The sequence below is a fragment of the Acinetobacter calcoaceticus genome (genome assembly GCF_051947995.1).
GTDB lineage: Bacteria > Pseudomonadota > Gammaproteobacteria > Pseudomonadales > Moraxellaceae > Acinetobacter.
Genome location: NZ_JBLVVH010000001.1, coordinates 172,455 through 194,397, shown reverse-complemented (window position 1 = coordinate 194,397; position 21,943 = coordinate 172,455). Strand labels below are relative to the sequence as shown.

The following is a 21,943-nucleotide window of genomic DNA, read 5'->3' as shown; positions in this document are numbered from 1 at the left end:
CACCCAAAGTGAAATATTGCCAGTGCTTCCTAAAGTATAATGGGGTGAGGTGTATTGGCAGTTTAATGGAGAAGAATAATCTATGCCTATAAAAAGAACGCACTTCTCAGTGCGTTTTATCCCGTATATTTGTTGCGTCAAATAACATCAATATCAACATATTGCTGAATTAAATTATCATCAAGCATATGCACATAATCCAAAAATGCGATATTAAAACTACCGACAGTCTGCGCATGCTCAAAGGCCAGTTTTCCAGCAATGGCAAAATGAATATGTGCAGCCAGCGCTGCAATCGTAGCTGGAGCAACGGCATGATAGGCCGCGGTTAAAGCCCCTAAGGCACAGCCAGTGGCGGTAATTTTAGGCTGTAAATGACAACCACCATTGACCTGAATAACCGCATCGAGCTGCTTGGATATGATGAAATCAGACTTGCCAGAGATCGCCACACACTCGGTATGTTGCAATAAGCTTTTTGCTTGGGCATATACATCCTGACTGTTTAGTGTACTGTCTACACCTTTAGACTGAATCTGGTTGCCTGCTAATGTACTGATTTCAGAAGCATTGCCACGAATAATACTGGGGTGGAATTGCAGAAGCTGATCAACGGTTTCGCTACGCCATTTCAAAACTGAGCCATATCCTACCGGATCAAGCACCCAAGGCACCTGATGCTGCTGTGCCGTTTTCGCCGAAATTAACATGGCTTGGGTTTGCTCGGTGGTGGGTGTACCGATATTTAGACTGAGTGCTGCACTGATTCGGGTGAAATCTTCAGCTTCATAAGGATTATCAATCATGGCAGGCGAAGCACCTGCAGCCAGCAAAATGTTGGCAACATAATTATTGGCAACGCTGTTGGTCATACATTGCACTAAAGGAGCCTGTTGTTGTAACGCACGCCAAGCTTCAATGACTTGATCAATCAGTTGTTGTTTTAGTGACATGACATATCCTTTATAGCAGCTTTAAACAGGGCGTTAATGGGTGAAATAGTGATCTTGATGCTTACATTTACGGCAGATCAATGAGACATAATCCTGCGCATCATAATCTACGATCAGATCATTGGAACCACAATACATGCAACGCTTAACCGAATAAAAATTTAAACGGGGCTCGATTTTTCGCCAAGATTTCCAGACTGGCTGGATAAAAACACTTTCGTCATAACCCAGAAATTTAAACAATAATATTTCACTCATTTTACTGAATGGAATGGTGTAAGGGCGTGGCAAGGTGGTGGTTTCCCAACGTTCAGTCAAAGCACGTTCACGATATTGTTCCAGCGTCTTTTTCAGCAAATTGGTATTGATAAACTTGTCATTTCTCGGCTGTAAGGCTTTCTGTTTGTGCAGATATTCCAGCGCTGTCTGGATCAGATAGAAAATCTGCCCGACCGCAAGACCTTCCATCAAGCGATAACAGAATGCCTGAAAAGGGCGGTTCCCCGCAATTTGAATACCCCAGGTACGGCAAGATAACTGCATGAATTGTACAATTTCTTGGTAGAGTACCAGGTACAGCACATCTTTGACTTCATCTGTGCTTTTGAAGGGAATACCCAAGCTCAGGTTTTCATAAAACCATTGACGTAATTGTTGAGCAATGCTGAACAGGCTTGGGTCCGCGTAGCCATCCAGCCGGATATTCAGATAAAAATGTTCGGTTTCGATATGACTATCTTGCGATTTCAATATCCCGGATTTCAGCAGTTCCTGAACAAGCTGGTGCTGAAACAGATAATTGGGAGTAAAGTCATGATATTTAATGTTTTGCCAATGAATCAGTTCATCATGCTGTACATCTTCACGCGCGTAACCATCGAGCACACTCAGCAAAAATAGTTTATGTAAGAAACTCAGTTGATTAAGACCATAGACCACTTCGTCTTTGACTTTATGTTTACGTTGTTCTTGTAAAATGGTTTGTTGGGTCTGTTTCTTACGGCTAGCGGTACATTGGGCACAATGACAATTGAGTTTACTGTCGTTTTTAAACACCCGATGCTGGCAATGACTACATTCATGGAACTGAATTTCTTGTGCATATTGTTCCGCTTCGACCCAGTTCATCGAGGCTTGGCACAGAGGGCAATGGCTACTTTCATCTAACTGTTTTTGTAGAATCTGTAAATCCATTGATGTTAAACCTATGACCATTTAAAAGGGAATTATACATACTCTGTAGACAGAGTGATGCAAAGTTTATAGACAGTTAAGCTCTGGTATTCAGATCACGATGACGTTGCTGGATAGTGTGGTAATGACTGAATTCAGCCAAATGTATAAAAATCAGAGTTAATGCCTTTATACGTTTATGGCATTCTCCACGATGGAGCAAAATCTTAACACTGTGCCAATCTGGCATCACTAATTCAAGAATGTGTGAATTGATTAAAATTTTCTTTTATTTTAATGGATTAAATAGTCATGCGTTGTGTTGACTGTTTGTAAACGATGGCATAAAAATGAAGTTATAGATGGATCTATTTTGCATTACGGAGATTATTATGCAAAAAAATGCACTCATGAAAGGACTCATGGGAAGTTGCTTGGTGGTATTTGCCAGCATGAGCTTTGCCGCAACACCAGAAGGCTTCTGGAAAAGTATTGATGACCGGACTGGTGAACAGCTTTCAATCGTTGAAATCAAGAAAAAAGCAGATAATACCTATACCGGCACAATCGTATACCGTTATCCGGTGCCTGGTGGTACGGTCTTGACCCATTGTGTAAAATGTCCTGAACCATTCAAAAACAAACCTATTTTAGGGCTGCAAATTGCTTGGGGATTGAAAGAAGATCCGAAAAACCCGAATCAATATATCGATGGACGGGTATTAGAACCGAAAAGCGGTAATGTTTATAAAGGAAAGGCACAACTCAGCGCTGATGGTAAACGTCTGCGTATGCGCGGTTATATGGGTGTTTCTGCGTTGGGACGTACACAAGTCTGGTTGCGTACCGAGAGTGCAAATCCGTAACCTGCCTTCATTTTTTAGAAAGCCTAACGACTGATTTAGGCTTTTTTATTTGTGCTAAAGAGTATTCATGCCCTGATTAAATCAATACAGAAAATCCGTTATTTCTTATACAAATGAACTCTAGTGTACAGTGTAACTTTATGAAAATTGTGATAATTTTCGTGCCTTCAACCTACGTCGTCAAGTAGGTTAATTTTTTTAGACGGGGTAAATATGCTAAATCGTATGCTCATGAAAGGAATCATGGGACTCACTTTTGCTTGCGTGAGCGCAGCATCATTTTCAGCTTCAATTGAAGGCTACTGGAAAAGTATCGAAGAACGTACCGGTGAGCAACTTTCGATTGTTGAAATCCGTAAAGGCAATGACGGGCGTTATCATGGGAAAATTGTTTATCGTTATCCAAATTCGCATGGAATTGCGCTAACAAACTGTACCAAATGTCCGGCACCCAATACCAATAAACCGATTCTCGGGCTGGAAATTCTGTCGGGCTTTAGAGAAGATCCAAATAAACCGGACGCTTATATTGATGGACGTGTCCTAGAGCCAACATCGGGTCGTGTCTATAAAGGCAAAGGTGTGGTCACGGGAGAGGGGAAACGTTTACGTATGCGGGGTTATATGGGCGTTTCAGCACTGGGGCGTACTGTGGTCTGGCTTCGTACAGAGGCTGCCACGCCTTAAATGTAATGAAAAAAACCTCGATTCGATTTCGAGGTTTTTTTATGGTTAAAGTGAATGGCTAAACAGGGCATGGTAAGTTTTCGTCCTCCTGTCCAATTTTTTTAGCGGCAATCAATGCCTGTACTTTTTTACTTGGCAGCTTTTCTTTGCCAAGCGCATCATAGGTATTCACAATATTGGTGACTTCTAGTGTGGTCAGCTCGATTCCTTCTGCAGTTAAAAAAACGGAAATGACATGATGATCCACACCTGCTTTTGCGAGATCATGGATCGCCTTGATATTTTCTAAACGATAAAGATGTGCTTTTAATTCCATCGTCATAACCCTCTCTTATTTTATTGACCTAGATTGGCATAATTGGTTAAGCAATAACCGTGCACAAAATGTAAAACTCAGGAAAAAAATGTAAGTTGCGCGATAGAACGCAATCGGTTCTGTAGTTTTTATTTAAGAATGGAAAACGATGTTGTAATTTTGTCTAAATGATCGGGCAATTTGCAGATCAAATTTGAAAACCTGAATAGTAAACCCAATAAAATGATTAAAACCGATACCGAGCCGTAAAGACAGGTTCTATAAGTTGGCGTATGATCTGATAGAGTTTCACCGATGCTTGTGACAAACGTGATTTGTCACAAGAATTTAGGCGAAATAAGGCATGATTTGTGCAACCGAATGACTTTAATCAAGAAGTCTTGCCAACAAGACCATCTAAACGACATGATGAAAGATAAGGAATACTGATGAATATTGCGGCACAACCTCCCGTACAAGCAGATCAAACCATTTACCTCAAAGATTATCAAAAACCATCTTTCTTGGTTGAATCAATTAACTTAGATATTCAAGTCTATGATGATCATACAATTGTTGACTCAACTTTAGTGATGAAACGTCAAACGACTGGTGCTTTGGTGCTTTTGGGGCGTGATCTTGAATTAAAGTCGATTCAACTTAATGGGCAAATCCTGAGTGCAGCGCAATATGATTTAGACGATGAGCAATTGGTGATCACAGATGCACCAGATCAGGTCATTTTGCAAATTCAAGTGGTGATTCACCCTGAGTCAAATACCCAGCTTGAAGGTTTATACAAGGCGGGTGATTTATTCGTGACCCAGAATGAACCTGAAGGTTTCCGTAAAATTACCTTCTATCCAGATCGTCCAGATGTGCTAGCTGAATTCACCACCCGTGTAGAAGCAGATAAGAAATATCCAGTATTGCTCGCAAATGGGAACTTACTGGAAACAGGTGATGCAGGTAATGGTCGTCACTTTGCGATCTGGCAAGATCCAACCAAGAAGCCAAGCTATCTATTTGCCTGTGTGATTGGTGATCTGGCAGTACTGAAAGATCGTTACACCACGTCTGAAGGTCGTGATGTGGCATTGGAAATCTATGCAATTGAAAAAGATATTCCTAAATGTCACATTGCCATGGAAGCTTTAAAGCATTCCATGCGCTGGGATGAAGAACATTACGGCCGCCCTTACGATCTTGATAACTATATGATTGTTGCGGTGAGTCAGTTCAACATGGGCGCAATGGAAAATAAAGGTTTAAATATCTTTAATACCTCATGCGTACTGGCCGATGAAGAATACACCACAGATGCTGCGATTATGCGTGTTCAATCGGTGATTGCCCATGAATATTTCCATAACTGGACCGGTAACCGGATTACCTGTCGTGACTGGTTCCAACTGTGCCTAAAAGAAGGCTTAACTGTTTTCCGTGATCAATCTTTCTCCGAAGATTTACAATCTGCCGCGGTACAACGGATTGATGATGTAGCGGTATTAAAATCGCACCAGTTCCCTGAAGATGCAGGTCCATTGTCACATCCACCACGTCCGGATCATTTTGTCGAGATTAATAACTTCTACACCGCGACCGTGTATGAGAAAGGTGCTGAAATTAACCGTATGATGGCGACTTTACTGGGTAAGGAAAAATATCGTCAGGGTACAGATGAATACTTCCGCCGTCATGACGGACAAGCGGTTACGGTTGAAGATTGGGTTGCTGCATTGAGCGCAGGTTCAGGTGTCGATCTCTCTAATTTCCTGACCTGGTATAACCAGCCAGGTACGCCAAAGCTAGAGGCCAAAGGTGAGTATGATGCAGCTGCACAAACTTATCGTCTCAGCTTGAAACAAAGTCTAAAAGCACATCCTAAATATCCGGACTTGAAGGCGGTGCCGATTCCTGTCGCTTTGGCATTATTCAATGCCCATAGCGGTGAGCAATATACTTTGCACAGCGCTGATCTGTTTGTAAATGATGTCAAAGATGGCGTGTATTTATTTGACCAGAATGAAGCCACGATTGAATTTAAAGGCGTGACTGAACAACCTGTCGTATCGTTATTGCGTAATTTCTCTGCACCTGTGAATTTGGTATTTGATTATTCCGATAATGATCTGGCTTTCCTGATTCAGCATGAAACCAATGGCTTTAACCAGTGGCAAGCTACCCAAACCTTGTTGGAACGGATTTTATTAGACGATCATAAAGCCGATATTTATATTCAGGCGATTCAGAACACCTTGCCTGAGCTGGTCAATAAAGATCCTCTATTGGCATCACGTTTATTTGATGTACCAAGCGAAAATTATTTAGGTAGCCGTATCGATCAGGACTACGAACCTGAGCTGGTGCTGGAAAAGCGCGAAGCTGTGTTGAATCGTTTAGCACGTGAGTTGGGCTCATTCTGGAAAGACACGTATCTGGCTCTAGATCCTGAATTGCAAAAAGAGTTTTCTCTGGCAATGGGGGTACGGGCGCTGAAAAATATCATGTTAAATATGCTGGCGCGTCAGGGTGATGATGCGGTATTTGAGCTGGCTTATGCGCAATACCAGAACACGGGCAATATGTCTGAGCGTTTAGGCGCATTACGTGTTTTGGTCTGGAACGATGCACCGCAGGCGCAAGCTGCATTAGCGGATTTTTATAACCGTTTTAAAGATGAAGCCTTGTCTCTGGATCAATGGTTTACCATTCAGGCCTCTAATCCAAATGCGACAGCGGAAACCATTGAATATCTCACCAAGCATGTAGACTATGATCTCGGTACACCTAACCGTATCCGTTCGGTCAGCGGCGGTCTGGCAGCCAATCCTGTGAATACCTGGAGTTTTGGTGTTGATCATTTCATTAGCTTGGCAGCTTATCTGGATGAAAAAAATCCAATCTTGGGTTCACGGTTACTGCAAGTGCTTTCTCGCTGGTACACCTTGGCTGAACCACAACGCACTCAAGTCCAGCAAGCGCTTCAGGCATTGCAACCGAAAGTAAAATCTAAAAATGTAGCTGAGACATTAAATAGCTTGTTAAGTATTTAATTCAAGCTTCAAATCCATTGCAAAAAGGATGTCGTCAGGCATCCTTTTTTATTTGACAATAATAATTGTCATAAATAGTATGGAAACGATTCGAATGCAATGGATGACTGCAATGGAAATAAAAACAATCACATTACCGACACGTCAAATTGAAGTAGAAGTGTATGCACCTGCACAGACTGCGGAAAAAGCACCTGCAATTTTATTGCTACACGAATTATTTGGCATACTCGATGTCTATCGGGAAGATGCTCAAGACCTCGCTGATCGCGGTTATCTGGTCTATGTACCAAATCTGTTTAGTGGTGGTGCAGTGAAATACTGTATTCGCGCCATGGTGAGCAAAGCTGGGCGAAGTAATGCGGCAGAGAGTGAGGTCAATCAGGAAATCCATGTTTTGCTGGATGCGCTTAAAGCAGACCCAAGATCTAATGGTCGTTTAGGAATGTTGGGACAGTGTCTGACTGGGGGTTACGTGATTCAGATGGCAAAACGTGACGATATGCTGGCGCCTGTGGTTTATCACCATTCTTTAGGAATTGAAGGGGCAGGTATTCCGAAAAAAGAGTCTCTGGATGAGGTGCGTATTTTACAAGGGCATTGGTCAAACATTGATCCATTTTGTCCGGCAAGCAAACGCAATAAACTGATCCAGCAACTGGGAGATCGGGTAGAAGCCTATACTTATAACATGCCACATGGTTTCCGGAGTGTCAGTCGTGGTCTACCTGAAGCCAAACTGGTGTGGCAGCGAACCGTTGAATTTTTTGATCAGGAATTAAAACAAAACATAATATAAATCATTGGAACAACAGGTTATTATTGCTCAATATTAACTTTTACAAATAAAAAGTGAGGGGAAAATGTCTGAGAAATATGAGTATGCAGGTTTCTGGATTCGTGTTGGCGCAGCAATTATCGATTCAATTATCGTGATTGTGGCGATGATTCCATTAACCATGATTTTTGGTGGGGGTGAAACCACGGTTGCTTCTGATGGATTCTCGTCATTCCAGTTTATGTCAACCTCTGACTGGATCTGGCAAATCATCACTGCCGTGTTTTATATTTTCTGCTGGATTAAATTTGCAGGTACACCGGGTAAGCGTTTACTGCGTTTAAAAGTGCTGGATGAAAAAACCGGTGAAAATGTAACTGTCGGGCAAGGGATTATTCGCTACATTGGCTATATTCCTGCAACGCTGGTGTTTTTTATTGGCTTGATCTGGGTGGCTTTCGATGCCAAGAAACAAGGCTGGCACGACAAAATGGCAAAAACAGTGGTGGTGAGAGAGCTTTAATTCAGGGCGAAATTTTATCATGTAATAAAAAATTCATGGGATAGGGCTTGTGAATCAGTTCGCATGTCCTATAATGCCTTTGAATTTATTCACGGAGATCCTAAATGGGTAGTTGTTCGAGGTTCGGGTTGATCAATCGATTAAACCAAAGCGAATACTGAGCAAGATCGCCTGTTAGGTCGGCTGTCTTGCAATGAGATAGCTTTGAGATAAATTTTAACCCTTCTGTATAATTTTGCTGTATTCACGAAATTTATTCTATTGACTGCAACCTGTTTAGTTTCTCACCTAAAATGGGGAGAAGCCTATGTTCTTTCATGCGTCCATTCAATGGCTTGCTGTTATTCATGTGTTTGTTTTATCTGGTTTATTGCTGACACAAAAAAGTAAGGCTGGCCCGCTGATCAATACCGATGATGTCTCGATTACAACGGCACAGCATTGTCAGTTGGAAAGTACCTATACACGTAACAAAGATGGCAGTTGGGGCTATCAAGTTGTTCCCGCCTGTAATCTCAATGAAAATTTAGAAATATCATTAGGTTATCATTCCAGCAAGGATATTGATCAGATTCATGGTTTTTCAGCTCAGGCCAAAACCATATTAAAACCGATGGAAAATGATTGGGCTGTTGGCTCTAGTTTGTTGCTCTCACGGGATGATGTTTCACATCATGGTGGCCAGCTGGACTGGTTTTTCAATGTACCTGTAAGTTTTGAATTTTTAGATCAACGTTTAGCTCTAGATACCAATATTGGTTATCAACATGCCGATGAGCATCTGGTACGTTGGGGTGTGGCTTCAACCTATAATGTGACGGATCGGCTGGGGTTAATCCTTGAAACCTATAATCAGGATCGTCAGGCACCGTTCTTTCAGACCGCAGTGCAGTACAGTATTATTCCCAATGTGTTAAGTCTGGAAGCATCCTTTGGTGATCGCTTGCGTGCAGAGAAACAGCACTGGTTCGGCTTGGGACTGAGTTTTACGCCGTCATCATAATTGCAGCTTTTCATAATATCCTTCATTCAAAATCATGAATAATAAAGAGGTGGAATATGCAATTAAAATTTCTGCAACATACCGATTTTTCTAATATTCTGGATACTTTAATCAGTCTTTCTGTCGCATTTATTTTAGGTGCGCTGATTGGTTTTGAGCGTCAATACCGGCAGCGTACTGCAGGTTTACGGACCAATGTACTGGTAGCAGTCGGGGCTGCCATTTTTGTGGATATTGCGATTAATCTGACGGGCGCCGATGGGGCAGTTCGGGTGATTGCCTATGTGGTTTCAGGGATTGGCTTCTTGGGTGCAGGTGTGATTATGCATCAGGAAGGCAATATTCATGGTCTCAATACCGCAGCGACCTTATGGTGCTCAGCAGCAGTCGGGGCATCTGCAGGTGCGGATCTGGTGATTGAAGCGATATTGGCGACCTTATTTATTTTAGCGGCAAATACCTTGCTAAGACCGATTGTGCATGCGATTGACCGCCGTCCGCTGGATGATGATACTGAGGTTATGCATGTGATATATATTATTTGTGATCGTAGTCACAGCAAAGCCGTCATGGATGAGCTGAATCTGACCTTGATGCATCATCATTATCCTGCCAAAGATATTGAGGTCACACCTTTTGGTGAAAAAGAGGTCGAGATTGAAGTGACATTGATTGCCACCTCGATTGAAGCAGAAGAAGCGCAACATATCATTAACCACCTGAATGCCATGCCGCAGGTTCGGCAGGCCTTTTGGGACAAAAATACCATCAATTAAGTTCAGGAAAATATTCCCCTAAAGAATCGAATTGGGATGCATTGTCCTATAAATGATATATATGGCCTGTATTGTTTCCTTTAAAATGAAACGCACATGATAACAATGAGAACAGTATGAGTTCAGAAGCACATTCTATCAGTTTGATTGCACCAGTGGTTTTGCTGGCAGCCGCTGTTGTTGCAGTTCCTATTTTTAAGCGGATCGGGTTGGGATCGGTTCTTGGTTATCTGATTGCCGGATTAATTATTGGGCCATTCGGGTTCGCATTTTTCCATGATTCCGCCTCGATTCTGCATATTGCGGAACTGGGGATCGTGATGTACCTGTTTGTGATCGGGCTGGAAATGCAGCCTTCTCACCTGTGGAGCTTAAGACGGGAAATTTTTGGTCTGGGTACTTTACAGATCGTGGCGTGCGGTCTGGCTTTAACCGGAGTAGGACTGCTGTTTGGCTTTAGCTGGCAGGTGGCTTTCATCGGCGCAGCGGGTTTTGTGCTGACTTCAACTGCCATAGTGATGCAACTGTTGGGAGATCGGGGTGATATTACCCAACCCCATGGGCAAAAGATTGTCGCTATTTTATTATTTGAAGACTTGTTGATTGTTCCTTTACTGGCCATTGTCGCCTTTATGGCACCAAACCATGTGGTGGAAAGTACCTCTACACGTCTTGAAAGTATCGGTATCGGTTTAATTGCAATTGCCGGGCTGATAGCTGCGGGTTACTGGCTATTAAATCCTTTATTCAGGTTGCTTGCTGCTGCAAAAGCCCGTGAAGTGATGACAGCCGCTGCGCTTCTGGTGGTTTTAGGCGCTGCCTTGTTGATGCAGGTCAGCGGACTTTCTATGGCGATGGGGGCTTTCCTCGCAGGGGTATTATTATCGGAATCTACCTTTAGACATCAGATTGAGGCCGATATTGAGCCTTTCCGTGGATTATTGCTGGGCCTGTTTTTCCTCGGTGTCGGTATGTCGCTTGATTTATCGGTGGTGGCACAAAACTGGCAACTGATCATCAGTGGTGTTATTGCCATGATGTTTGCCAAGGCGCTGATGATTTATATCGTTGCGCGTGTAAGCAAAAGCCCGCATAGTGAAGCTTTAGACCGCGCGTTGTTGATGGCACAAGGCGGTGAGTTTGCTTTTGTGCTGTTTGCCGCTGCCGTTAGTGCCCAGGTGATTGATAATACCATCAAGTCCAATCTGACTGCGATTGTGGTGCTTTCTATGGTGTTGACCCCGATCGTGGGAATTCTGTTTAAACGCTTCACTGAACGCAAAGACCCGATTAATCTGGATAATGTCACGGTAGCCGAAGGTTTGAGTGGCAGTATTTTAATGATTGGCTTTGGTCGTTTTGGTCAGGTCACCAGTCAGTTATTGCTGGCACGTGGTGTCGATGTCACCATTATTGACAACGATATCGATATGATACAAAACGCAGAGAAATTCGGTTTTAAAATTTATTATGGAGATGGTTGCCGTCTGGATATTCTGCATGCCTCTGGTGCTGCCACAGCACAAGCGATAGTCGTGTGTGTCGATAGTAAGGAAACCACCAACCGTATTGTCGAACTGGTCACACATGAATTTCCATTGGCAAAGCTACTGGTTCGTTCTTATGACCGTGAACATTCACTTTATCTGGTCAAACAAAAAGTGGATTATATGATTCGCGAAACCTTCGAGTCTGCAATCAAGTTTGGTGGCGTGATCTTGCAAGAGTTAGGGGTTGAGCAAGATGAAGTACAACGGATTACGGATGAAATTCGTGATCGTGACGAAGAGCGTTTTGAAACAGAAATTGCGGCTGATGATGTATATGCAGGTGTCGGATTGCAATATACCCATGCGCATCCACGCCCGACTGCTCCGTTAATTCGTCCTAAACAGGCGGCCCGAATTTTAAATGACGAAGAAGCACAAAAGGATCTAGAGGAAAAGTAGTCATCAATATGATCTTGGTCGAGCCCTCATCCTGATGAGGGCTTTTTTATATTAGAGATAAATTAAATGAAATATCTCGAATAATAACCAGTGCTATGGGACTTCGATTTGAATATGTTTTGATTTGGGAACCAACTAGAAATCAGACTGAATCGATTAAGACAAGGTTGAGGTTGCCAGTCTTAAACCAAAACCAAAGAACAGAATCCCGACCAGACAAATACCCGCGGCTGCAATTTTATAATTATGTTTAAAGAAATTTGCCAGTTTAATGCCTGAAAAAATTAATGCGGTCAGATAACTGAAACTGACCAGTTGCAGAATGATCGCCAGAATTAAAAAGCTTAAAGCCGGATAGGCATAACTTGGTTCAACAAACTGAACAAAGAAGGACAGGAAAAACAAGATTGCTTTAGGGTTAAGCAGGCTAATGCTTAACGCTGTACGGTAGGGATGAACCTGGTCTAAATTGGGTAAAGCCGCCAGTTCAGCATGATGCGGCGGCTTGTTCCATGTCTGGTAAGCTCCCTGTAGCAATTTGAAACCCAAATAGGCCAGATAAGCTGCCCCAGTGATTTTTAAAATCACAAACAGGATCGGGAAGGCTTTTAATAAGGAAGCTGCGCCCAGAACGGTACAGAGAATTAAAATAAAATCACCGGTAAATACGCCACAGGCTGCCGCATAGCCGGTGCGGATGCCATAACGCGAGGCGACAGACATCACATATAATGAGTTGGGGCCCGGTAATAACACAATTAAGATTGTCCCAATTATATAAGTGGTTAAATCTGTTATACCGAACACGATGAAAACTCATTAAAAAACCGATTTTCGCTAATATAGCAAAAATCGGTTTTTATGGGTGAAAATTCGACTAATTATGGCTTGATTTCAGCATCAATTCCAAAAGATTGACGCAGCAATAAACTCAGTTGATCACGGGCCTTGATAAAGCCGTCGATACCGCCTTGCAGTAACTGGAACGCCATCAAATCCTGCTCAAGTTCAGTCTTAAAGCTTTCTTTGGTTTGCGCTGGACGTTCAATTTTTTCAGCTTGCTGGGCTGACTCAACGCTCAATTGGGCTTCAACCTTTTGCTGATCCTGTTCAAGTTGAGCCAACAGGTTTGGTGCAATTGTCAGTAAATCGCAACCTGCCAGACCCAATACCTGAGCGGTACTGCGGAAGCTTGCACCCATGACTTGGGTCTGAATACCTTGCTGTTTGTAATAATTGTAGATTTTCTTGACTGAAAGTACACCGGGATCTTTGGCAATTGGATATTGCTCAACACCTTCCGCTTTTTTATACCAGTCAAGAATACGGCCCACGAAAGGTGAGATCAGGGTAACTTTTGCATCTGCACAGGCTTGTGCCTGATGTAAACCAAACAGCAGGGTGAGGTTACACGGAATGCCTTCTGCTTCGAGTACTTTAGCCGCCTGAATACCTTCCCAGGTTGAGGCAATCTTGATCAGGATACGCGATTGCTCGATACCATAACCTTGATACAGCTTAGACAATTCGTGTGCTTTGGCAATGGTGGCGTCGGTATCATAAGACAAAGAAGCATCTACTTCAGTTGAAACTCGGCCTTCAACCAGTTTTAAAATTTCCACACCGAATTTTACGGTCAAGATATCAATGGTACGCTCGATTAACTCGTCGCTTTGATAACCTTCCTGTTTTGCTTGGGTATAGGCATCTTCAATCAGTGCACGGCTTTCGGGTAACTCCGCGGCAGCCGTGATCAATGAAGGGTTGGTTGTTGCATCGAGTGGACGAAATTTCTCAATTGCTTCCAAGTCACTACTATCGGCAACAACAGTGGTTAAATCTTTTAATTGGTATAAGGCATTCTGAGTCATTGATATAGCGTTCTTACTTAAACATATTATTGGTAATTTCTTTTATAACATAATCCAGACCAAAGCAAAGCATCGCTTTTGTTGGCAGAGTTATTCCTTAAGGTTATCTTTTATTACCGGTGTGTTGACGTTGTTTACGGATATGGTCAATCAGGAATCTTGCTGCTGCACCGAGTTCACTTTCCCGGCTCCAGACCAGATCGACATAGTATTCAAATTTAGGCGTGAAATCATACAGATCCAGAATTTTTAGTTTTTTACGCAATTCAGGATTTTCATTAAACATCTCTAAAGGCAAAACCCCCCAACCCAGATTCCGCACAATCATCATACATGCCGAATGATGATTGTCGGTACGCCAATAATCTTTGGAATAAAGTAATTCAGGTCGAATGGTGTTATCACGACTGGCGACGACAATTTGCCGGGTCTGCACCATTTGCTCAAAGGAAACCTTGTCCAGTTCTGCCAAGGGATTAATTTTTGCAATGACCGGAACAAGCGCTTCTCTTTTTAGCTCAACAAACTGTTCGCGACTGTCCAGTTGCTCCCGTTCAAACATCAGGGCGAGCTGAGCGCTTTGATCAAGCAACATTTGCAGAGCGTCCTCTTGTGGCGCTGAAACCACATTCAATGACAGGCTCGGAAAATGTTGATCGAGCAGGGTAATGTAGTCTGTCCAGTTGGTATGTAGCAGCTCCGATACCACCACTATATTTAAGGTCGATTCCAGTCCCGTACTTAGCGCATGGGCATGTTGTTTCCATTGATTCATTTCGATCAGCAATTGCTGGGTTTTTTCATATAAAACCCATGCTTCTGCGGTTGGCGTTGGTTCGCGGCCGATCCGTTCAAATAGTTTCAGATCGAGATCGATTTCCAGATTGGCAATCGACATACTGACCGCTGAGGGAACTTTACCTAATTTACGGGCAGCGGCAGAAAAGGAACCTGTCTCGATGACGGTCTGAAACATGAGAAGTTGTTCTTGATTGATATTCATTTGTCAAAAAAACTGAAAGAATCTGATTGGATTAATCAATATTATAAAAATAAAATAGCCACTATCCAAACAAGAGAGTGTTACAAAAATGTTGATTTCCAAAAGAAGACTCGTTCATGCGATCAGCTATGAAGTGATTTTATTGGTCATCATCGCGATTGCGTTAAGTTTTATTTTCAGTATGCCACTCGAAGTAACGGGTATTCTAGGTACAATCATGGCGGTGATTTCTGTATTCTGGAATATGATTTTTAACCATTATTTCGAAAAAGTAGAGCAGAAGTATCAATGGGAAAGAACAGTTCCTGTCCGTATTTTGCATGCGATCGGATTTGAAGGCGGGCTGATGCTTGCAACGATTCCAATCATTGCCTATTTGATGAAAATGACCATCATTGAAGCCATCATTTTGGACTTTGGTTTAACCATGTGTATTCTGGTATATACCTTCATCTTCCAGTGGTGCTATGACATGATTGAAGGACGTTTCTTTCCAAATGCTAAACTGGCATCATAATTTATAATAAAGATTAAAAATAAAGCACTTTTTGTCATTTGATGAAAAGTGCTTTTTTATTGTCTGTAATTCACAGAATGTGAAGATAGGATTAGAAAATAGCCTAAGTAAGTTAAACCTTTTAATGCGATCAAAATTACGGTTTCACATGAATATAAAAATCTCTAAACCGAAGAGATGATCTGATCTTATCTTAGATGGAAAAATAGGGATTTTATGACTTTTAAAGCGCTTTTTGTTGAAATTTATTATGGTGATTATTCAAAAGAAATCATCTTAAAAATCAATGAATACATAGAAAACAATGAAATTATGGAGATCGAATTTTTTGAACTACTTGATAGCGCAGTTCATCAGGCATCTTTACTACTTCAATTGATACAAGCAACAGATCCCAGCTTTTCAGCTGACTCCGTTGAAGCTGAAGTTCTAACGGCTCGTTATTTCCTAAATGTTTTAGAGCATTACCCAAATGGTCAGATAAGTCCTTTTGATTTATGTCGAATTTTTAATAATATCGAAATCGGTTTTATGGGAGCAGCAAGAAATCTTCCTGTAAACATTGCATATTATTCAACATGGATGGGTAACTTATATAATGCATGTGACTGGTGTGATGAAACATGGACACTTGAAGATAATCCTCATCTTCTTATTGAAGTAGAAAAGCAAATCCAGAATATTAAAGATTGGTTATTAAATCCGACTTTTAGCTAACATTGCTACTTTCTTGTAAATCGATACGATCTTTTATAAAGACAATTTTGCATTCAGGATCAGCCAAAAAATTCCTATTCACAAAAAACATCATGCTAAAATAGAGGACTTATCTTTTTAGATTGCATGATTTTCTCTATGTTCCAACAAGAAATCTCTCAATTAAACCTACAACAATTTAAAGCGGGCGAGAAACGCTGGATCGGTTCCTTACTGGGATCATCGGCTGCATTATTATTCAAAGAAATCGCAACCCAAAGCTCTAATCTCTACATGATTGTGGCTCGAAATAACCAACATCTTGCCCAGCTGGAAAGTGAACTCGAGTTTTATGGGATCAAGCCGACCATATTTCCTGATTGGGAAATTTTGCCTTATGACCGTTTGTCTCCGCATCAGGATATTGTGTCTGAGCGTTTGGCGATTTTGTCGCATATGCCGCAAAAGGGCATTTTATTGATTTCGGCGAGTACGCTAGCGCAGCGTGTTGCACCTTATTCATGGGTGGTAGGGGAACACTTTGATATTAAGGTTGGGCAAAAGCTCGATTTAGAAGTACAAAAAAAGCAGTTGGTACAAGCGGGTTATCGTCTGGTAGATACAGTATATGATCACGGCGAATTTGCTGTTCGCGGTAGTATCATGGATATTTTTGCTTCTGGACAAGATCAGCCGATTCGGATTGACTTATTTGATGATGAAATTGAAAGCTTAAAATTCTTTGATCCAGAAACACAACGTACTACAGAATCATTAAAAAACTTCACGGTGTTACCTGCGAAAGAATTTCCTTTGAAAGAAGGACGTTCTATTTTCAGAGACCGTTATGCGGAAAGTTTCCCAACAGCAAATCCAAAGAAAAATCCAATTTATCAGGATGTACTTGAAGGTATTTCGACCCCTGGATTAGAGTTTTACCTGCCATTATTCTTTGATAAAAAGGTGATGGAAGCGCAAAGTATGTTCACGACATACTTACCAAAGCATTGCGTTGTCATTACAAATAATGAAATTGAAGATGAATTAATCAATTTCTGGAAAGAAGTGATGCGTCGCTATGAAGACCGTCGCCATAACATTGATCAACCGATTTTGCCACCTGAAGAACTGTTCTTGATGCCGAATCATGTATTGCAGGCACTCAATCAGTTCCCAAGAATTATAGCCTCAACAGATGCATTTGAAGCAAAAGCAGGTGTATTAAATCTGGCTGCTGAGCAACCTCCAAAATTGCCGGTTGATCCGAAAAAGCCACAACCTTTCGACGCAGTTAAACAGTATATCGATCAGGCTAAACATCCTGTGCTATTGGTGGCAGAAAGTGCGGGTCGACGTGAAACCTTAAAAGATGCGCTACGTTCTGTTTTGGGAGAAATTCAGAATGTAGAGAGTTTTGCCCAGTTTCAGAAAGATAAATTATCGGTCGCCATTACCAGTGCCCCTTTAGATCGTGGTTTGTTGCTTACAGATCAGCTATCGGTCATTTCAGAAAATCAACTGTATGAACATCGGGTGGTGCAGCGCCGTCGTAAGCGTCAGCAGGAAGTTTCAGAAGAATTTTTAATTCGTAGTTTAACCGAGCTAAGCATTGGTGCGCCTGTCGTGCATATTGATCATGGGGTCGGGCGTTATGCGGGCTTGGTGACGCTGGAAATTGATGAGCAGGACCATGAATTTTTACAGCTGGATTATGCCGATGGCGCAAAAGTCTACGTTCCTGTAACCAATTTACATCTGATCAGCCGTTATAGTGGCGGGGACCCAGATCTGGCCCCGTTGCATAAGCTGGGTACAGATACCTGGAGCAAAGCGAAACGTAAGGCTTTGGAGCAGATTCATGATGTGGCGGCTGAACTGCTGCATATTCAGGCGCGTCGTCAGTCCAAACCCGGTTTTGCTTTTGAGCTGGACCATACCGGCTATATGCAATTTGCCAGCGGCTTTGCCTATGAGGAAACGCTTGATCAGGCCAATGCTATTGAAGCGACTATTCATGATATGCAGCTGGCCAAACCGATGGATCGTCTGGTCTGTGGTGATGTTGGTTTTGGTAAGACCGAAGTAGCGATGCGTGCAGCATTTGTGGCGGTACAGAACAATAAACAGGTGGCGGTATTGGTTCCAACCACCTTGCTGGCACAACAGCATTATGAATCCTTTAAAGACCGTTTTGCCGATACGGCCGTGCGCATCGAGGTACTTTCTCGATTTGGTAGTAACAAAGCCCATTTAAAAATCATTGAAGATTTGGCCGACGGTAAGATCGATATCGTGGTCGGCACACATAAAATCCTGCAAGAAAACGTGCAATTTAAGAATCTTGGTCTGATGATTGTGGACGAAGAGCACCGTTTTGGTGTGCGTGACAAAGAGCGAATCAAGGCGCTACGTGCCGATGTGGATATGCTGACACTCACAGCGACACCAATTCCACGTACATTGAATATGGCTTTCTCTGGCATGCGTGATCTCTCGATTATTGCTACGCCGCCCGCACGTCGTTTAGCGGTGAAAACCTTTGTTCAGGAACATACCGATGATTCGGTGAAAGAGGCAATTCTACGTGAATTGTTACGTGGTGGGCAGGTGTATTTCCTGCACAATGAAGTGGATACCATTGAACGGACAGCCGAAAATATCCGTCATCTGGTGCCTGAAGCACGTGTTGCGGTGGCGCATGGGCAAATGCGTGAACGTGAACTTGAGCAGGTGATGCAGCAGTTCTACCACAAGGAATATAACGTATTGGTATGCTCGACCATTATCGAGACCGGTATTGATGTGCCAAATGCCAATACCATTATTATCGAACGTGCGGATAAGCTCGGCCTTGCACAATTACACCAGTTACGTGGTCGTGTTGGACGTTCCCATCATCAGGCCTATGCCTATTTGCTGGTGCCTTCAATCAAGCATCTGAAAGGAGATGCAGAGAAACGACTCGATGCCATTCAACGTGCTTCAACGCTGGGTGCAGGCTTTATGCTGGCAACCGAAGATCTGGAAATTCGAGGAGCGGGTGAACTGCTCGGTGAGCAGCAAAGCGGTTCGATGCAGGCCATCGGTTATAGCCTGTATATGGAAATGCTTGAGAAAGCGACCAAAGCAATCCAGAAGGGTAAAACACCAAACTTCGATGCGCCGTTGTCATTAACCGCTGAAATTAATTTACATATGCCGGCGTTAATTCCAGATGACTATCTTGGGGACGTACATCAGCGCCTGTTGTTCTATAAGCGCATCAGTAATACCGATAGTCAGGAAAAGCTCGATAACATCCGTATGGAGCTGATTGATCGTTTTGGGATTCCGCCACAACCGGTGAAACAGCTATTTAGCGTACACCAGTTGCGTTTAAAGGCAGAACAACTGGGCATTACCAAGATTGATATCAACAGCAATGGCGGTTATATCGAGTTTTCTCCAGACACACCTGTGCAGGCGATCAGTATCATTCAACTGATGCAGAAGCAGCCGACGTATTACCGGATGGAAGGCGGGCAACGCTTGAAAGTCATGGTGCAACTGGCTGAGTATGATAAGCGAATCCAGTTCATTATTGACCTGCTCAACAAGCTGGTGAGCGAGTTGAATTAGTATCTTGAAAAATGATCGTTGAGTGTTAAATGAGCAAGTTTGGTTGTTTGCAAGATCGCGACATGTTTTTGGTCAGATGTTGCTGCAATAAATGAGGAAAATCATTGTTATTTGTAATCAAACGGGTGACTAAGAATATTCACATCAAAACTGATGTGATAGTATTGATCATCATTATTCTGCATCATTTATAAAGATATGTTTAGTTTGCATCCACAACTTGCTCAAGATACATTTTTTGTAGGCGACTTTCCGCTTTCAACATGTCGTTTAATGAATGATATGCAATTTCCTTGGCTGATCCTTGTACCACGCGTACCAGGCATTACAGAATTATATGAACTCAGCCAGGCAGACCAGGAACAATTTCTACGTGAGTCAAGCTGGTTATCAAGCCAACTTTCACGGGTGTTCCGTGCAGACAAGATGAATGTGGCGGCATTAGGGAACGTTGTTCCTCAGCTTCACTTCCATCATGTTGTACGTTATCAAAACGATGTGGCATGGCCGAAACCAGTATGGGGAACGCCTGCAGTACCATACAGTAATGATGTACTCGCGCATATGCGTCAAACATTGATGCTTGCGTTACGTGGTCAGGGTGATATGCCATTTGACTGGCGTATGGACTGATCCATAAAATAGAATAAAAACAGTATTCTATAATAAGAAAAGGAGGACAGAGTGCCACTAGATAGGTTAATTGATAAAGAACCTAGACAGTTCGCTTATTTCCATCGTTTGATGGGATACTCGATTCTGTCACTGATTCTGGTAATTTATACATTTACCTCTACCAGTGCTAGCTACCAACTCTATCTCCTTCCATTATTATTGGCCTATTTTCTGTTTTGTCCCCGTTTAGAAAAATGGTTGCAATACAAATTTGATAAAAAAATAGAAAAAAACGTTCTATTTGCCAATGAAGCCATCATTATTGCGCTTGTTCTAGCCGCCTTGCATCTGAGTTTAGTGCCTACTTTTACCATCCTGTTTGGATTGCTCTATGTTGGTCTAAATAATAAGATTTCTTTGCCAGTTTCATGTCTGATCGGGTTGATTGGTGTAATTACATTCTATTTTAGTACTTATATCATTTTTGGTACTGAAGAGTATTTTGAACCGACCAATCCTGAATTGACTGTCGTAAGTCTGCTCGGCTTGATGATGTTTATTGTGATTGGTAACTATTACCAGCACCGTCGCCTGAATATTCTCGGACAGCAACGCCAGCATTATCATAATCAGATGACTCGCTATATTGCTTTTGCCAATCAGCTCAGTCGTTATGCCCCGCTGCAATTGTGGCAATCGATCATGCGTGGAGAAGCTGAAGCAAAAATTGAATATAAGCGTAAAAAACTCACGATCTTTTTCTCTGATATTCAAGGTTTCACGGAACTTTCTGAAACACTGATCCCGGACGATTTAGCCTTCTTGCTGAATGATTATCTGAGTCATATGACCGAAATTGCCAAGCAGTATGAAGCAACCGTCGATAAGTTTATGGGTGATGCGATTCTTATTTTCTTTGGTGATCCAAACTCGCAAGGCGTTGAGCAAGATGCAAAATCCTGTGTAGAAATGGCGATTGCGATGCGTCAACAAATGAAATTGTTGCGCGAGCGCTGGAAGAAAATGGGCTATCCGGCCTTGCATATCCGCATGGGGATTAGTACGGGTTATTGCCACGTTGGCAACTATGGCGCTTCACATCGTATGGCTTATACCATTGTCGGGCGCGATGTGAATTTGGCTGCACGTTTGCAGTCTGCTGCCGAGGTGGATGAAATCCTGATTGCCGATGACACCCATCAACTGATTAAAAACGAATTTTTATGTGTGCCGAAAGTGCCGATCTATTTAAAAGGCATTCAAGGCCCGGTGAAAACCTGGCAGGTGATGGAAAAATTCACAGGGAAAAAATCTGATACGCAACAATGGTTTGATTTTGACTATAAAGGCTTCCATTTGGTTCTTAATCTGGAAGAAGTCCAAAACTATGAATATCCGGAACTGGTTGAAATTCTCGAAAACATGGTCCAACGTATCAAAACCCAGCAAAAAATTACCAATGCGCAGGGTATTCCTAAACTCACTTTAGATGATGAAGTGAGATAGACAACTCAATACTCAATGTTGAGTATGTCTATTCTGATGTGAATGCATTGCATCTCAA

The 21,943-nt window shown here is 42.3% G+C and carries 19 protein-coding genes; 13 read left to right on the top strand and 6 right to left on the bottom strand.

What is annotated here, in order from left to right:
* Positions 1–137: 137 nt before the first annotated feature.
* A complete protein-coding gene (gene thiM / locus ACNQO6_RS01000) occupies positions 138–953 on the bottom strand; it encodes a hydroxyethylthiazole kinase (protein WP_440207841.1) in 816 nt (271 codons plus the stop codon).
* A gap of 33 nt (positions 954–986) precedes the next feature.
* Positions 987–2,147 carry a hypothetical protein gene (locus tag ACNQO6_RS00995; protein WP_440207840.1) on the bottom strand — a complete coding sequence of 387 codons (1,161 nt, stop codon included), beginning with the start codon at positions 2,145–2,147 and terminating at the stop codon, positions 987–989.
* A 371-nt stretch (positions 2,148–2,518) separates the two neighbouring features.
* Between ACNQO6_RS00995 and ACNQO6_RS00990 the strand changes: the two genes are divergently transcribed.
* The gene (locus tag ACNQO6_RS00990) at positions 2,519–2,992 is read left to right on the top strand and encodes a DUF2147 domain-containing protein (RefSeq protein ID WP_440207839.1); all 474 of its coding nucleotides are present in this window, start codon (positions 2,519–2,521) and stop codon (positions 2,990–2,992) included.
* 213 nt (positions 2,993–3,205) lie between these two features.
* Positions 3,206–3,679 (top strand): DUF2147 domain-containing protein, encoded by a 474-nt coding sequence (locus ACNQO6_RS00985; protein ID WP_440207838.1) that lies wholly within the window; start codon positions 3,206–3,208, stop codon positions 3,677–3,679.
* 58 nt (positions 3,680–3,737) lie between these two features.
* Here the strand turns inward: ACNQO6_RS00985 and ACNQO6_RS00980 are convergent, their stop codons facing one another.
* On the bottom strand, positions 3,738–3,995 hold the full coding sequence (locus tag ACNQO6_RS00980) for a hypothetical protein (RefSeq protein ID WP_004652954.1): 258 nt from the start codon (positions 3,993–3,995) through the stop codon (positions 3,738–3,740).
* A 428-nt stretch (positions 3,996–4,423) separates the two neighbouring features.
* On the opposite strand from ACNQO6_RS00980, the gene pepN reads away from it, so the two are divergent.
* The 6 genes from pepN to ACNQO6_RS00950 all read left to right on the top strand — a co-directional run bounded on the left by pepN (position 4,424) and on the right by ACNQO6_RS00950 (position 12,059).
* Entirely contained in the window at positions 4,424–7,030 is a 2,607-nt protein-coding gene (gene pepN, locus ACNQO6_RS00975) for an aminopeptidase N (RefSeq protein ID WP_440207837.1), read from the top strand.
* A gap of 112 nt (positions 7,031–7,142) precedes the next feature.
* Positions 7,143–7,829 carry a dienelactone hydrolase family protein gene (locus ACNQO6_RS00970; RefSeq protein WP_440207836.1) on the top strand — a complete coding sequence of 229 codons (687 nt, stop codon included), beginning with the start codon at positions 7,143–7,145 and terminating at the stop codon, positions 7,827–7,829.
* A gap of 64 nt (positions 7,830–7,893) precedes the next feature.
* Entirely contained in the window at positions 7,894–8,331 is a 438-nt protein-coding gene (locus tag ACNQO6_RS00965; RefSeq protein WP_032872020.1) for an RDD family protein, read from the top strand.
* 307 nt (positions 8,332–8,638) lie between these two features.
* Complete coding sequence (locus ACNQO6_RS00960) at positions 8,639–9,334, top strand: hypothetical protein (protein ID WP_440207835.1); 696 nt, start codon at positions 8,639–8,641, stop codon at positions 9,332–9,334.
* A 56-nt stretch (positions 9,335–9,390) separates the two neighbouring features.
* Positions 9,391–10,110 carry an MgtC/SapB family protein gene (locus ACNQO6_RS00955; protein WP_440207834.1) on the top strand — a complete coding sequence of 240 codons (720 nt, stop codon included), beginning with the start codon at positions 9,391–9,393 and terminating at the stop codon, positions 10,108–10,110.
* 116 nt (positions 10,111–10,226) lie between these two features.
* Positions 10,227–12,059, top strand: a complete 1,833-nt coding sequence (locus ACNQO6_RS00950; protein ID WP_440207833.1) for a monovalent cation:proton antiporter-2 (CPA2) family protein — start codon at positions 10,227–10,229, stop codon at positions 12,057–12,059.
* Between the two features lie 156 nt (positions 12,060–12,215).
* Here the strand turns inward: ACNQO6_RS00950 and leuE are convergent, their stop codons facing one another.
* From leuE to ACNQO6_RS00935, 3 genes are all read right to left on the bottom strand, one after another.
* The gene (gene leuE / locus ACNQO6_RS00945; RefSeq protein ID WP_262764904.1) at positions 12,216–12,866 is read right to left on the bottom strand and encodes a leucine efflux protein LeuE; all 651 of its coding nucleotides are present in this window, start codon (positions 12,864–12,866) and stop codon (positions 12,216–12,218) included.
* 74 nt (positions 12,867–12,940) lie between these two features.
* A complete protein-coding gene (gene tal, locus ACNQO6_RS00940; protein ID WP_440207832.1) occupies positions 12,941–13,930 on the bottom strand; it encodes a transaldolase in 990 nt (329 codons plus the stop codon).
* Between the two features lie 103 nt (positions 13,931–14,033).
* The gene (locus ACNQO6_RS00935) at positions 14,034–14,933 is read right to left on the bottom strand and encodes a LysR family transcriptional regulator (protein WP_199950317.1); all 900 of its coding nucleotides are present in this window, start codon (positions 14,931–14,933) and stop codon (positions 14,034–14,036) included.
* A gap of 88 nt (positions 14,934–15,021) precedes the next feature.
* Here ACNQO6_RS00935 and aceI point away from each other — a divergent pair, with 88 nt between their 5' ends.
* The 5 genes from aceI (at position 15,022) to ACNQO6_RS00910 (ending at position 21,885) form a co-directional block, all read left to right on the top strand.
* The gene (aceI, locus tag ACNQO6_RS00930) at positions 15,022–15,450 is read left to right on the top strand and encodes a chlorhexidine efflux PACE transporter AceI (RefSeq protein WP_440207831.1); all 429 of its coding nucleotides are present in this window, start codon (positions 15,022–15,024) and stop codon (positions 15,448–15,450) included.
* A 216-nt stretch (positions 15,451–15,666) separates the two neighbouring features.
* Positions 15,667–16,167 carry a hypothetical protein gene (locus tag ACNQO6_RS00925; protein ID WP_440207830.1) on the top strand — a complete coding sequence of 167 codons (501 nt, stop codon included), beginning with the start codon at positions 15,667–15,669 and terminating at the stop codon, positions 16,165–16,167.
* A 138-nt stretch (positions 16,168–16,305) separates the two neighbouring features.
* Positions 16,306–19,764 (top strand): transcription-repair coupling factor, encoded by a 3,459-nt coding sequence (gene mfd / locus ACNQO6_RS00920; protein WP_440207829.1) that lies wholly within the window; start codon positions 16,306–16,308, stop codon positions 19,762–19,764.
* A 198-nt stretch (positions 19,765–19,962) separates the two neighbouring features.
* Positions 19,963–20,397 (top strand): HIT domain-containing protein, encoded by a 435-nt coding sequence (locus tag ACNQO6_RS00915; RefSeq protein WP_004661448.1) that lies wholly within the window; start codon positions 19,963–19,965, stop codon positions 20,395–20,397.
* A gap of 51 nt (positions 20,398–20,448) precedes the next feature.
* Positions 20,449–21,885 carry an adenylate/guanylate cyclase domain-containing protein gene (locus tag ACNQO6_RS00910; RefSeq protein ID WP_343578922.1) on the top strand — a complete coding sequence of 479 codons (1,437 nt, stop codon included), beginning with the start codon at positions 20,449–20,451 and terminating at the stop codon, positions 21,883–21,885.
* Positions 21,886–21,943 lie beyond the last annotated feature (58 nt).

Coding starts and splice junctions, on each gene's coding strand:
- thiM (WP_440207841.1), bottom strand. CDS start 953: ATGTCACTAAAACAACAACTGATTGATCAAGTCATTGAAGCTTGGCGT.
- ACNQO6_RS00935 (WP_199950317.1), bottom strand. CDS start 14,933: ATGAATATCAATCAAGAACAACTTCTCATGTTTCAGACCGTCATCGAG.
- ACNQO6_RS00965 (WP_032872020.1), top strand. CDS start 7,894: ATGTCTGAGAAATATGAGTATGCAGGTTTCTGGATTCGTGTTGGCGCA.
- ACNQO6_RS00980 (WP_004652954.1), bottom strand. CDS start 3,995: ATGGAATTAAAAGCACATCTTTATCGTTTAGAAAATATCAAGGCGATC.
- ACNQO6_RS00950 (WP_440207833.1), top strand. CDS start 10,227: ATGAGTTCAGAAGCACATTCTATCAGTTTGATTGCACCAGTGGTTTTG.
- ACNQO6_RS00995 (WP_440207840.1), bottom strand. CDS start 2,147: ATGGATTTACAGATTCTACAAAAACAGTTAGATGAAAGTAGCCATTGC.
- ACNQO6_RS00985 (WP_440207838.1), top strand. CDS start 3,206: ATGCTAAATCGTATGCTCATGAAAGGAATCATGGGACTCACTTTTGCT.
- ACNQO6_RS00970 (WP_440207836.1), top strand. CDS start 7,143: ATGGAAATAAAAACAATCACATTACCGACACGTCAAATTGAAGTAGAA.
- ACNQO6_RS00960 (WP_440207835.1), top strand. CDS start 8,639: ATGTTCTTTCATGCGTCCATTCAATGGCTTGCTGTTATTCATGTGTTT.
- pepN (WP_440207837.1), top strand. CDS start 4,424: ATGAATATTGCGGCACAACCTCCCGTACAAGCAGATCAAACCATTTAC.
- tal (WP_440207832.1), bottom strand. CDS start 13,930: ATGACTCAGAATGCCTTATACCAATTAAAAGATTTAACCACTGTTGTT.
- ACNQO6_RS00925 (WP_440207830.1), top strand. CDS start 15,667: ATGACTTTTAAAGCGCTTTTTGTTGAAATTTATTATGGTGATTATTCA.
- mfd (WP_440207829.1), top strand. CDS start 16,306: ATGTTCCAACAAGAAATCTCTCAATTAAACCTACAACAATTTAAAGCG.
- ACNQO6_RS00915 (WP_004661448.1), top strand. CDS start 19,963: ATGTTTAGTTTGCATCCACAACTTGCTCAAGATACATTTTTTGTAGGC.
- aceI (WP_440207831.1), top strand. CDS start 15,022: ATGTTGATTTCCAAAAGAAGACTCGTTCATGCGATCAGCTATGAAGTG.
- ACNQO6_RS00955 (WP_440207834.1), top strand. CDS start 9,391: ATGCAATTAAAATTTCTGCAACATACCGATTTTTCTAATATTCTGGAT.
- ACNQO6_RS00990 (WP_440207839.1), top strand. CDS start 2,519: ATGCAAAAAAATGCACTCATGAAAGGACTCATGGGAAGTTGCTTGGTG.